General features: G+C 42.1%; 10 protein-coding genes. 4 read left to right on the top strand and 6 right to left on the bottom strand.

The features are described from left to right. Positions 1–777 precede the first annotated feature (777 nt). On the top strand, positions 778–1,416 hold the full coding sequence (locus BJR36_RS17250; protein ID WP_091236625.1) for a histidine phosphatase family protein: 639 nt from the start codon (positions 778–780) through the stop codon (positions 1,414–1,416). A gap of 88 nt (positions 1,417–1,504) precedes the next feature. Here the strand turns inward: BJR36_RS17250 and BJR36_RS17245 are convergent, their stop codons facing one another. Further along, positions 1,505–3,151, bottom strand: coding sequence for a glycoside hydrolase family 43 protein (locus BJR36_RS17245; protein ID WP_091236624.1), 1,647 nt, complete (start codon positions 3,149–3,151; stop codon positions 1,505–1,507). Between the two features lie 18 nt (positions 3,152–3,169). Continuing rightward, on the bottom strand, positions 3,170–4,339 hold the full coding sequence (locus BJR36_RS17240; protein WP_091236622.1) for a glycoside hydrolase family 5 protein: 1,170 nt from the start codon (positions 4,337–4,339) through the stop codon (positions 3,170–3,172). Between the two features lie 247 nt (positions 4,340–4,586). Here BJR36_RS17240 and BJR36_RS17235 point away from each other — a divergent pair, with 247 nt between their 5' ends. The 3 genes from BJR36_RS17235 (at position 4,587) to BJR36_RS17225 (ending at position 7,288) form a co-directional block, all read left to right on the top strand. Then, positions 4,587–5,438 (top strand): AraC family transcriptional regulator, encoded by an 852-nt coding sequence (locus BJR36_RS17235; protein ID WP_091236620.1) that lies wholly within the window; start codon positions 4,587–4,589, stop codon positions 5,436–5,438. A 108-nt stretch (positions 5,439–5,546) separates the two neighbouring features. Beyond that, on the top strand, positions 5,547–6,290 hold the full coding sequence (locus BJR36_RS17230; RefSeq protein WP_091236618.1) for a DUF3784 domain-containing protein: 744 nt from the start codon (positions 5,547–5,549) through the stop codon (positions 6,288–6,290). Positions 6,291–6,550: 260 nt separating this feature from the next. Beyond that, complete coding sequence (locus tag BJR36_RS17225; RefSeq protein WP_169823764.1) at positions 6,551–7,288, top strand: SIMPL domain-containing protein; 738 nt, start codon at positions 6,551–6,553, stop codon at positions 7,286–7,288. A gap of 165 nt (positions 7,289–7,453) precedes the next feature. Here BJR36_RS17225 and BJR36_RS17220 read toward each other — a convergent pair whose 3' ends face one another. The 4 genes from BJR36_RS17220 to BJR36_RS17205 form a co-directional block, all read right to left on the bottom strand. Then, entirely contained in the window at positions 7,454–8,650 is a 1,197-nt protein-coding gene (locus BJR36_RS17220; RefSeq protein ID WP_091236615.1) for an acetate/propionate family kinase, read from the bottom strand. 130 nt (positions 8,651–8,780) lie between these two features. After that, positions 8,781–9,455, bottom strand: a complete 675-nt coding sequence (locus tag BJR36_RS17215; RefSeq protein ID WP_242875639.1) for an AlkZ-related protein — start codon at positions 9,453–9,455, stop codon at positions 8,781–8,783. 287 nt (positions 9,456–9,742) lie between these two features. Continuing rightward, a complete protein-coding gene (locus tag BJR36_RS17210) occupies positions 9,743–11,911 on the bottom strand; it encodes an Ig domain-containing protein (protein ID WP_091236614.1) in 2,169 nt (722 codons plus the stop codon). 1,465 nt (positions 11,912–13,376) lie between these two features. Next, positions 13,377–13,856 (bottom strand): ureidoglycolate lyase, encoded by a 480-nt coding sequence (locus tag BJR36_RS17205; RefSeq protein WP_091236612.1) that lies wholly within the window; start codon positions 13,854–13,856, stop codon positions 13,377–13,379. Between the last annotated feature and the right edge of the window lie 49 nt (positions 13,857–13,905).

The raw sequence follows: 13,905 nt of genomic DNA, 5'->3' as shown, positions 1-13,905 counted from the left end.
AGTCCAGACCGATCATGAAATCTCTTTTCCAGACTTTGTCTGGTTTTGAATTTTCAAGGTTGTTTCACTGTTCAGTTATCAATGTTCTGTGTTGTTGTCCGTGTGACCAGCAACTTTTATATCTTATCAAACACAATTGCTTTTGTCAACACTTTTTTTATTTTGTTTCACTTTTATTTTCACCACCGAATCGCATATCGCTTGGTGGATTTACATAATATCATCATTTTCCACATACGTCAACACTTTTTATTATTTTATATATTTATTTACGTTTATTTCGTTTTTATTAACTTTACATCTAATTTCTGTTTTTGTTAAGCATACAACAAACACATTTCTGTGCATCACGAAACATGTTATTCACAGATCGAACCGTAACAGGACATCTGCACACAGGGACAGTTCCACGCCCGAGGCAGGTCAGTTGCACAAATTCAAATACAAGCTGTATAATATAAATATCCATTACAGTTCCGGAACTGCGGTTATTTCGATTTAAGTTTTCCTTGCCTTCCACGGTATGGAAGATATGCTGTTGTTGAACCTGCCTGATTATTTCTACTGTTCGGGACAGGCTCATTGGCCTGCATTCCTGATTTGATTGCGATTAATTTGCAAAAGGAACGTTCTGTTCCTATATTATTGTGTATTGTAGTGGGTCTGTTACTGTTCACACGTTATTTGCGTAAGGTATTTTTTGTAAATGTAACGCAGCGGAAATCACGCAAAACCGGGATGGCAGTAATTATAGAATAAATGAGGAGGCAGTAAAATATGTTGTTATATCTGATCAGACACGGCGAAACGCCCTGGAATACAGAGGGCAGAATGCAGGGGCATGCAGATATCCCTTTAAACGAAATGGGGATTCTGCTGGCAAAAATTACGGGCGAGAAGCTGGAACATGTGCATTTTGATTTGGCAATCAGCAGCCCTTTGAACAGAGCGGCCGAAACAGCCAGACTCATTATGGGCAAACGAAAAGCACCCGTTCTGTTTGACGACAGAATACGCGAGATTAACTGGGGGAAATGGGAGGGGTTATGCGCGCTGAAGCATAAAAACGAAATCCCAGACAATGATTTCCGAAAATTCTACACAGATCCATTTGGATTCGACGGTGCACCCGAAGGAGAAAGCATACTTGATGTATGCCACCGAACAAAAGAATTCTATAAGGAATTGGTCCAAAATCCGGATTATCAGGATAAGACCATTTTAGTAGCAACCCACGGTTGCGCTGTCAGAGGAATTTTAAATAATGTATACAGCGACAAGGACAACTTCTGGCAGGGCGGCGTTCCCGCAAATTGCGCAGTGAATATCGTAAAGGTGGCGAATGGAGAAAGCACCCTGGTGGAACGTGATATTGTCTATTATGACGAAGTATATAAAACGGACTATTATAAGTAGATTTCCAGAATTCAAAAAAAGCAGCGGACAGGACCAATAAAAAACGTTCCTGCCTGCTGCTTATTTATTTTTCCGCAAAACTTTTCTGCTAATCCACAGGTTTCTCTTCATCTGCAGCATACTCAAAAAAGTCAAAATCTGCATAATGGCTGTGCCTCACTCTGTCCGCACAAGTCATTCCAACAAATGTTCCTGTAAACTCCCCGTACTTGCAGTATTCATCCGAAAATCTGGTGGTATTAAATGTCTTTCCGATCTTCTGGTATACGTTTCCGTCATAGCTCCACTCGAACCAGGACTGCCGTCCCCTGATATTCAGTCGAAGGAACAGCGGACAGTCGTCTACCGGGATTCTGGTGTTCAGGAATTCCGTCTTTTCGCCATTTTCCAGATGGATGATGGACAGCGCACTTTGTCCCAGCGTTTCGCTATGGTATTTACGCAGGTTGATGTAATTCATATTGTCATAATACAGGATAAGTCCTGCGCTGTGCTGATGGACTTGCGGCTGAAATTCCATCTTTGTCGTGACTGTCGCATATACAGAGGTCAGTTTTCTGGCTAACAGGCTTACCTTATTGAGGGAGGTTCTGGATTCCTGGCCTCTGATCCTAACAAATCCAGGTCTCGCCTTCACATCAGCAAATGTCTCCGGCATGATTCTCGGGGCATAGTACTGGATTCCCAGTTCCCCCGAATCAAAATCGTCAAAATCCGGAATTGTTGAAACAGGAGATTCCGGAAGGCTGCTCTCTTCCACATATTCCTTGGCCAGATTGGTGCCGTCTGCCATGCGGAGCCAACCGTCCTGCGTCCACTCCATTTTCTGGATGGCCGTCTCTCTCCCCAGGGTGCAGCGCAGCTCTGGAACGAATGGCCTTGCGCAAAGATGTACCAGCCACACTTCCCCGTTCTGGGTCTCCACATAACTTCCATGACCGGATTTCTGGAGTACCGATTCCGGGTTGAAATATTTAGGCTTCAGGTGATCCGGATCATGGCGCTCATTAAAGTCTCCCGGTATGGATGTCAGAATCGGGTTCTCCGGATCCTTTTCATAAGGTCCCCATACATTCTCGGCCCTTCCCATTGTGACGCTGTGCCCGTAGCCCGTTCCGCCTTCTGCACACATGATATAATAATACCGTCCGCGTTTTGTCAGGTGTGGCGCTTCAATGCAGCCCCTGTCCGTCCCCCCCGACCAGATCCGCTTGGGATATCCGATGATTTCTTTTTTCTCAGGAGAATATTCAACCATGCAGATCGCTCCCGGCTTTTCATAGCCTTCCCTCGTCTCCCATTCCAGTGACACGACCCATTTTTTCCCGTCGTCATCGTGAAACATCGAGGCGTCGAAACCTGAGGAATGGAGATAGACCGGCTCGCTCCACGGTCCCCTGATATCCCTTGCTGTAACCAGATAATTATCCACATCAAAATATCTCGCATTCATAGAATTCATCACGCCGTAAATGACATAGAACAGGTCATCTTTTTCGCAGTAGGTCAGGCAAGGTGCCCATATTCCTTTTGCAGAAGGAAGTTTTTTAAGGTCGACAGCAACATCATCCGTCAGCACATGTGTATAAAGTTCCCAGTTTTTCAAGTCTTTTGAATGGTAGACGGGAATTCCCGGAAACCACTCAAAGGATGACACTGCCAGATAATAGTCGTCGCCTTTCCTACAGATGCATGGATCCGGATTAAAGCCCGGCAAAATCGGATTTCTGATCATAACTCATCCCCATTTCTTCTATTTATATTCAACCGGAAACCAGCCCTGGGCCGCGCACTTTCCGAAGTCCCAGCTGTCCCAGCCGATCCATCCCGGTTCGTTCACCGTATCCAGCAGTAATTTGTAGTTCCAGTAAAAATAGCCAATTCCCTGGTTCCATGCTTCCAGCTGTGCTTCGGCGAGCGCACGGTAAAGCTCCTTTTTCTTATCTGCAGACAGTAAATCCTCCGTAGCCATAACACCGTTTACCGGAGATTGTCCCCCTGCCGTGTCGATTCCGCAGGCATAGGAATTAAACAGGCTCCATTCTCCACAGATGACCGGGAAATATTCCTGCATTTCCGCTATATCTTTCTTATAATGATCATGCACGTAGGTGATGTAGTCTTCCTTCGACCGACCGCACCCCTCAGCTTCAGCTGTCATCAGGTACAGATGGGTGTCAAGGACTACATTTTTGAATTCCTCTTCTCTCATGAAGTCTTTCCAGGCCTTCAGTTCGAATCCGTCATGGAATACGACCACTTTTTCTTTTGGAAGATATTTCCGCATTCTCCGGTATGCTTCCACATAGAATTTCCGCAGGAACTCCAGCGTCACGGGCGCGCTTCCTTTTGCCATTTCCGGGTCTTCAGGTTTATACCGGCTCTGGATGTCCATCAGGTTCCATATGTTTTCTGTGATTGGTTCATTTACAATCTCAATCCCCCACAGACTGCTCCTGTTTCCATAACGTTCTGACAGTCTTTCAAGGACCTTCAGCGTGAATTCGACGCTTTCCGGCTGCTGCGCCCACTTGCATACGCCCGAGATTCCGCCGTTATCGAATCCGTTCTGGCTGCCAGGAACGGTATGAAGATCAATTAAAATCACAAGTCCGTATTTTTCCGCCCAGGCAAATGCCTTGTCAAGTTCTTTGACACACCCCAAAAACGGCGGGCAGTCACCGAAAACAAAATAAGGAACCGGAATACGCACCGCATTCATCCCCACCGATTTGATATAGGCAAAATCACGTTCTGTGATATATTCACTCCTGTGGATCCTGATTCTTGCTTCGTATACATCTTTTGAAAGCTGGGTCGGAAGATAATATTCATCTTCTGCCGTTGTCCCTTCAAAAAGTGCAGGATTCATCCATTTTTCGAGCACCAGCCAGTTGCCCAGATTGACACCTTTTACATACATCTCTTTTCTTCCTCTCTTGTTCCTGAAGCAGGTTTATTGTGACTATTTATTTGCATTTCCATTCATGTTATAATCATTATAAATTTCTTTTGATTATTATATAAGTGACTTTATTGTGTTTTATATAGGTCGATATTATCTTTTTTTCAGCTCAGTTTCCCTATTCCCACAAACTCATCACAAAGCGCCTTGTGGGAAAGCAGCTTTGAACCGTTACTTTTATTTTGATAATATTAAGGAGCAATTTATGAAAGAACGTCCCATCCCTCATGAGATCATTCAGCCCACAGAAAACCTGGACGTGCGTTTCCGATTATTTGAAGATACCGGGAGCTTCGTTTCCAGCCACTGGCATAATTCTCTGGAAATCATCTATATCACTTCCGGAAGCCTGCATGTCAAGATTGGAAGTCAGACTTTCGATTTGCATGAAGACGACTGCATTCTGATCAATTCCAGCGTGGTCCATGCTACCCACTGCATCGACGGAAATACCTCCATCATGCTTCAGGTTCCATCACCTTTTTTAAAAAGGTATATGCCTGATTATGATTCCTGTTTTTTCGATCTGGCTATCCATTCAAAAGACGGCTCTTACCAGGTCAGACTCGCCCAGCTCAAAAAGATTTTAAAGGATATGGAAGCGATAGAAATACTGAAACCAGAGGCCGGCAGCCTGCATTTCAACAGCCTTCTGTTTGAACTGCTTTTTCTGCTCTACCATCATTTCCGAATTCCAGGCGAAAGCCTACAGCAGCCGCTGGTCAGTTCCTCACTGACCATGCTTGAACCGGTTCTGGAATACACGAACCTGCATTACAGCAGGCCCATTGCCATTCAGGAGGTGGCAGACATCGCCCATCTGCAGCCCCAGTACTTCTGCAGAAAATTCAAGCTGTTTATGGGGCAGACCTACCTGGAATACCTGAACGAGATCCGTCTGTCCCATATTTACGCAGACCTGCTCAATAAGGACACCCCTCTATATGAAATACTGGAAAACCACGGTTTCACAAATTATAAATTGTTCAGAAAAATCTTTCGTGAAAAATTCGGCTGCACCCCCGGTGAAATCCGGTCCCGGCGCGAAAAAACATAGTACGGTTTTACAATTTCTCGGTTTTACGGTTTGTGGATACTCGCGATCCGGAACCGAGCTGCTGCTATAATCTTACCTTTCCAACAACCAAAAATCAGGAGGTTCATTATGTGGATATATTTTCTAATCGGTGCATTTTTCATTTTCATAGGTCTCGCAGTACACGTATTCAAATGGTATTTCCTCATATCCGGCTACAATACCATGTCAAAAGAGAAAAAAGCAAATGTAGACACCAAAGGCCTTGGCCGCCTGATGGGGATCTACGCCTATTTTAACGGAATTCTTTTCATAGCTGCAGGCATCTTCTATGCATTGGGCGTCAGAAAGTGGCTAGACCTTACATTTGCGGTTTTTGGCATTTCGACACTGTATATGCTCATCAAAGCACAGAAATATGACGGTAACCTCTTTGACGAAAACGGAAAATTGCGCAAAGACGCCGGCAGACAGCTGGCTGTTCCTGGTGTTATAGTCGGCATTTCACTGATCGGGGTTGCGGTTCTGATGTTCTTTTCCTCCCGCCCCACTACTGTAGCTTTTCTCCCAGAAGGACTACAGATACAAGGCATGTACGGCGACACCTATAATTGGGATTCTATAGAAGAAATCAGCCTGGCTGAGGAACTACCCACAATCGAGATGCGCACCAACGGCTCTGCCCTTGGTTCCAACCTGAAGGGGCATTTTCGGACGACAGAACTCGGTTCCGTCCTGATGTTTGTAGACACAGAAAAGCCGCCATTCATTTATCTCAAAGCAAACGGAACATCCATCTTTCTCAACATGGATACTCAGGACGAAACCCTGGCAATTTTTGAAAAAATCCGCAGTCTGACTGAATCTGATTAAGGCGAAATGAAAAGACAGGCTTTTTGAGGGGCTTTTTGAGATGATGCTTTTTGACGGAATCCAGCAAAAATTCATGTATGGATTTTCATACAATTATGATATAATATATCTATAAGACCAATCATCCTGGACTCAGCATAAACAAGGGTGCATGAAAACGGTTTCCCTTGCATACCGCCAAACATATAACCGGCCATATCAGGCTGGTTTTTTGTTTTTTTAAGATGGTACCAAAAAAAGGATTAAAGGAGGCGTCAGGTATGAAGAATTCGAAACGATTCATTTCATTACTTATTCTATGCTTATTAATGACATCCTTGTCTGCGTGCACAAATGCTGATAACGGGCAGGCATCTTCCAGCGACACCCAGCAGGAACAGAAAACCATAGCCGTTCACGGCACATCCAGCATTACCGCCACCCCTACCATTGCCTATGTAAATATCGGTGTGACTACTTTTAATAAGGATGCTACCATTGCCCAGAGCGAAAATGCCACGAAAATGGACCTCGTTTTCAAAGCGCTGGAAGACCTGGAAATTGCCAAGGAAAAAATCAAAACCATCTCCTATAACATCAGCCAGCATTACGATTATTCCTATAGCTCCAGCGAAATGACCGGCTACGATGTCACAAACATGATTCAGGTTACGGTTGTTGATCTTGCAAAGGTCAGCCAGGTTATTGATATGACCGTTGAACAGGGTGTCAACCAGGCAAATTCCATTTCTTTCAGCATCACGGAAGAAGAAAACAGTAAATTTTACCTCCAGGCTTTAGGAGATGCAGTCGCCAATGCCAAGGCAAAAGCGGAAGCCCTGGCAAAAGCTGCCGGGGTATCCATTTCCGAACCTTCCAAAATCACCGAGGATTCGCAAGGGAATGTGTATCCGATCTACGATGCTTCGGGTATGGAAAAAGCCGCCGACTCCGCAACGCCTATTTCTGTCGGTGAGTTAAAGATTGAAGCCGGCGTTACAGTCGTATATGATTATTGATATAAAGTAAACAGCTCTTTTTCCCAGAAAGAACCAGGGAGGACCACAAGATTGTGGTCCTCCCTGGTTCTTTCTGGCCATCCCCTGCCAGCTTTTTCAATTCATGTGCATCATCTGTTACTATGACGGACATAGCCCTGAGCAGTTACTGATCTTGCACTTTTTTTATTGCTTTACTAGTGCAAAGGTTTCTCTCGCAATCACAAGTTCTTCATTTGTCGGTATGACCATAACCGCAGTTTTCGATTCCGGAGTCGTGATGATGATCTCTTCTCCTGCTTTCGAATTCTTTTCCTGGTCGATTTCAATTCCCAAATATCCCAGATATTCACAGATATCATTTCTTACATATCTGTTGTTTTCACCGATTCCTGCCGTAAAAGCAATCGCATCCACACCGTTCATAGCTGCCACATAAGACCCGATGTATTTTGCCACATGGTAAGCAAATATGGTCATGGCGCGGATTGCTTCTTCCTTTCCAGCCAGAGCCGCCACCTGAAGATCCCTGAAATCACTTGAAACTTCAGATATTCCAAGCACGCCGGATTTCTGGTTCAGGACATCCATTACTTCATAAATATCAATATTTTCTTTTTCAGCGATAAATTCCATGATACCGGGATCAATGTCACCTGAACGCGTCCCCATGATAAGACCCTCCAAAGGAGTGAACCCCATGGAAGTGTCAACGGATTTCCCATTTTTGACCGCACATACACTTGCACCATTGCCAAGATGGCAGACAATTGTCCTGACCTGATCATAAGGTTTCCCTAACAGCACAGCCGCTCTTTTTGATACATAGGAGTGAGAAGTTCCGTGAAAACCATATCTTCTCACTTTGTATTTTTTATAATATTCATATGGCAATCCATAGATAAAAGCCTTTTCAGGCATGGTCTGGTGAAATGCCGTGTCAAACACTCCTACCATCGGCACATGGGGCATCAGTTCCTGGCAGGCAGCAATTCCAATTAAGTTTGCTGGGTTATGCAAAGGCGCCAAATCGTTACATTCTTCTACTGCCTTGATTACTTCGTCCGTGATAATTGTTGAAGAGGCAAATTTTTCGCCGCCATGTACCAGTCGGTGCCCGACAGCTCCGATTTCATCAAGACTCCTGACTGCACCCGTCTTTTCATTCGTTAATGATTCGAGAACCAGCCGGATTGCCTGTGTATGATCTGGCATGGGAGATTCCGTGCTTTCCTTTTCTCCTCCTGTTGGCTGGTAGACAATTCTGCTTCCATCAAGACCGATTCTTTCGCAGATTCCCTTTGCCAGGACCTCTTCCGTTTCCGCATTGATCAACTGGAATTTTAATGAAGAACTACCGCAATTGATTACCAATATATTCATCTTCAAACCCTCCCGACTATGCACTTATTATATCGTTAACGGAGTTCTGCCTGCGCTAAATTGCTGATTTTGCAATTTGCGTGCATCATCTGTGACTATGAAGGACATAGTCCTGAATAGTTACCATAATTCAACCTATGATCTGTATAATCTGCTTCTCTGTTGCATCCGGCAGGCGTTTTGACAGATATCCCTCCATTTTCCTCCTTGAATCTGCCGGATTTTGCAGGTAACACTTATGTATTTCATCTTCTCCATATTTGTTTTCCGGAATCTTATATCTTGCAATTCCCCATCCATATGAATTGCCATGCTTGTCTTTTTTGTATTCAAAAGTGTCGATTGTCACATATGTCTGCATCTGCAGGCGTGTAATTATGGTATCAAACCCTTTATTTCCGCCTTTTTTATAATTGCAGAGTTCTTTCAGTTCCGTACTCAAAAGAGACTTATGCGACAGAATCGTATCATAAATATATTTATCCTTTTGAGATGCCATGCCATCCTCATAAAGCGCATCAAAATCATAACCGTTCCGCCTGTAATTGGCTAACACCGGATACCATTCCATGCTGACGAACCCCGCCTTTTTCCAAAACAATTTACCATAAGCACAGTCCCCCGATTCAGCAAGTTCCCCTTTCCATTCCCAAGGACCATCTGTATCACCGGAAAACCATAACTCGTGTGGAGTGCATTCTTCCACTGAAAATCCCGAAATATTATTTCGAAAAAAGGGTAAAAATTTAACGTCCATAATCAGATCATGCAGTTCTTTTGCAGAATATACTTTAGGCAGTCTCATCTGTCGCACGCTCCTTCCTCTTTTATAAGACGATTTTACTCCAACGGTTCGAAAATATCCACTATATCTTTCCGTGCAAAAGCCTCTCAAAGCAGCTGAATTTTCTGAATCTCTTTAAAAGACAAAAAAGCAATTCCTTTTTGGTCCATTTACTGCACCAAATCAGAATTACTTTTTTATTGTTATTCATGTTTTAAATCAATTGACTGCTCACTCTTGCCTTATCTCTACGCTCAGGCGAAAACATAAATGCATTGACTGTTTCTGTTTGCCAGCATTTAAACCTGTTACTTATGAATTACAATGTTACCACCACCAAGTGTAGTTAAACTGCTGCTGTCATCTGATGCGTCTATCTTATTGTCGTAAATGACCGTGTCATTGGATTTATCCCAGATTTTGATGCGGAATTGGTCTAAACATTTACTTCCGCCATCAATTGCCGTCAGTATAAATCCATAATCACCAAAACCATTGATTGTTCCAGTACCTTTATATTGCGCTCTGCTTCCAGCAATTACAAGCCACTCATATGATGTGCTATGGAAGTTGAGGTCTGCAACCTGGAACTGGAATTCGGTATTTCCAGTAGTTACAAATGCGCCTTTCTGATATTTAGAAACGAAGCCAAAAATTGCTTTACCTGTTAAAGTCGAATCTGCTGGATATGCGCCTGTTGGTGAATCGAACCATCCACCACCTGTCACAAAACCTGCCGAAGGGTCATAAACGACAAATATTCCTGACGATGTTGCGCTGTTTCCCGCCTTGTCGGTTGCGGTAATCGAAAAATTATATACACCTGCAGCAGATATTGGATAGCTGCCACCAGTAATCGGCGTACCATTAATTGTTCCAGTTGCGGTGTCGATTCCGCTTGAATCATCTGTAGTGGTATATGTAAAGGTCATTCCCGAAGTTAAAGGAACTATTTGCAAGTCTTGCGGTGATGTTGTAATAGAAGGAGCTATTTTGTCAATATTAATAGTTTGACTTTGTGTAGATTCAATATTCCCGGCATTATCTACTGCCCAGAAAGTAAATGTTTCTGTCCCGGTAAGACTAAAAGCCACACTGCCACCAGCCACCACTTGCTCTGAGCCACTATTAATCACATAATGTATTTCCTTAACCCCAGAACCTCCATCATTGTCCGTTGCTGCCAGACTTACTGATACATCAGAATTACACCATCCATTTGAATTTGCTGTCGGAGTTGTGCTGCAGGTTGTTTGCGGTGAAATCAAATCTGCCGGGGGCAGTTGTGGAACCGAAATTTGCCTGCTAGCCGTTTGACCAATTCCTGTCACAGAGTATGTATATTCACCGGCATCCATTGCCACTACATTCCACGACGTTTGCTCTGTAGCACCAATAGCAATACTTGGAATGGTATGAATTGCAGTATCATCTAACTGCAAGCCGAGTCCTGCCGGAACACCTATTGTAACTGGTACATTGTTCATGACCGCACCTGTGTTATTAGAAACATATGCTGTTACAGTGAATGGGTTAGGCGACCATTGTCCCCCTACTATGTCCAATGATGTTGCACCAGTTATTGCCAGATCCAAAGTCCCACTTATCGAACCAAGCCCATAATATGTCACAAATTCACGAGATTCACCTGCTGCAATGCTGACCGGATTCCACCAGCAAGTTGCCGCACTATCTCCATTAGATACTCCCGCATGAATTGTATAGTCCCAAACTGAATCTGCGTAGTAAATATTCTCCCAATTACTCAGTACAAAGCGGTCAGGAGGAGTATCTCCACTCCTGACAAGTGTTCCCTGAGCCATAATATCAGGATTTGAGAGACTATAAAAAGCCTGCCAATATTGCGGAATATTTGTGCCCGTAAACTCCATTTCGGTGGTAACCGCACCAACTCCAGGAACACGGAAAGGAGCGGCATCGTTATTATTCAGCATAGTATCAATCATGATGCGTACGCCTACGTTATGTGATACAGTACCGGCATTTGTTACTGTGTATTTATACATTCCTGTATCAAGATTTCCAGAAGTTCCGTTCACTATCTGAAGGGTTTGTTTAACTTCAACGTCTCCATATTTCCAGATAGAAGTATTAGCCATGCTAAGGGCATCTTCTGTAGGCGCCTGAATCCGAAGCCCTGAGGAGCCATAGATGAAATTTGAGCCATCCACTTTAATGGTACTGAACGATGTCCATGGGGCTCCTGGATAAGCATAACTGATATTGTACCAAGGTGTAGTGCCAGGTGCCGGGGTTCCGCCACTATTAAATCGCCCATCAGGTCCAACCTGTATTGACAAATATTCGCTAACTGGATCTCCAGCAATTGTGCTGTCACCACCCATTGCACTCTTATCCGTGTAGTCCGCAGCAATTCCAACGGCTCCAGGTACAAAATTAAGAGTAAGAATTAAGGCGGTGAATACTGATACTAAAATTCTAAAATGTTTTCTCATTATCATTTCCTCCTTATCGTGAAAAAGATCATCAATAGCTCATGAATATACTGAAACATACCACACTTCAAATTGGCACTTTGTCACCCTATTCAATATATACAATCCAAGTCAACACTTTATTATGATTCTTATATAATGTTGTGATAATTGTTATCCACGCAAGTTGTTATGATGTTTTCTTCTCGACATGTATTATCTCAAAAGATAATACTGGGTAAATACAAGTCCCTGAATAATGATGGTAAAATTCTTTTCTTCTTTCACATAACGTTTACTGCTCCTTTCTGAGTATGTTTACTCGCAAAATATATTGATTAACTATGGTTCATTTGATTATACTCAAAATGCGCATACGGTCTATATCCATTCATCTTTATTCGCCTCCATATTTCCCCTGTATTATATAAGGTTATCATATTATTCCGAACATAAAGCTATCTTCGCATTATACTGCTCCTATGATTAGCATGTAACATTTCCTTAAACATCCCCACTTATCTGGAATCTTCTTAACTTCATACCCTTTTATAACTTCTTTTCAATTTACAGTGTTTAATAATATACTCATTATTTATATAAATTCTACTTAATAACATTTTTTCGACTGAATACAATTTAAAATCATTGTATTACTAATAATATAAAATTGCAATTATTACAAGAAAACAACAGCCAAGACTGTGTGTTTTTCATTCAACACACAGTCTTAGCCTAATATTTCGTTGCTCATATAATTTATATCCCATCTTTATAGTAAGTAATATGCCTGGTTTACAGAATTATTTTCGTTATAAACTTTACATTTTCTAACCTGCTTATATACCATTTCATTGATCAGTATGATTTCAGGCAATAATCTTACCAGAATATTGTCGCCTTATACTCTCGCCTCACAACTCCTCGCACCGGCGTATTTATACAAACTACCTCTTCTAATCTTAACTTCATTTTTTCAGACCATATATTCACAATTATTTGTTTATGCGGTATATTGTCAATAAATTAGTTGCCAAACCAACAAATAGCATCACATAATGTTGTTGTATGCACGAAATGAGATGTTGATATGTGTTCATATGATGATACTAGTACAATTGGAATAGAACTCTAAATTTAGTCTATTATTTGTTTGATGTGCGATCAAATAACATAATACAGCAGACTGAATTTTAGCATGTTGCAAGCAGTAGAGGTGTATACTCCATATTTTCATTCAACAGCTACAACTTCATAGAATAGATTAGAAAGCTTCTAAATCAGGCACTCAAAATCAAGAACTTGAGAAATACTTCACCCCCCCTGATTTAGTATTTTTCCTTTGAACCAAGTCACGTATGCGGACGGTATATGCATGTAATTTTTCACCTTTACGTACCACTAATAAAGAAAATACTCTATAGATCAGTTTTTCACTTTAATCTACAGAGTATTCTTTTCTTTTTTCAAACTCGATTCTTTAAGATTACATAATAATTTCTATATATTGCTCTTCTGCATACTCTACAACCGAGCAGTCATTAGAATATACTCTTTCTGGAAGTGCTACCATTATATGAGTGATATCCTCAACAGAAAATGGACACATATGCCAAACACCTGTATTCAATTTAATCATTGTTCCCTGTGGAACTAAAAAGGCTTCTGCTAATTCCGGAACCGGGTTTTTTGAAGGCGGCGCAACATATACAATTATATCTCCATCCAGCGGAAGAATAATTTCACTTGTATAATTATGATATTCTGCTTTTTTTACAATCATTTCATCCGACTTTTTAGATATTAATGTTGAGAATCCAATTGGTTGATTTCCTGAAACTGGATATAAAATATGATCATGATAAAAATCCCCTAAATTATGACCAGTCGGATTTATCAAATCATAAAAACTTCCATATCCATTAAACGCCTCTGCCGTTAATGATTTAATTTTAATTTTTTTCATAATTTCTCTCTTTCTATTATGCCAATCTATAGTACTTGCTATTTCATGT

This window comes from Anaerobium acetethylicum (assembly GCF_900096945.1).
GTDB lineage: Bacteria > Bacillota > Clostridia > Lachnospirales > Lachnospiraceae > Anaerobium > Anaerobium acetethylicum.
The sequence above is the reverse complement of the archived record's forward strand: the minus strand, read 5'-3'. Positions and strand labels throughout refer to the sequence as shown.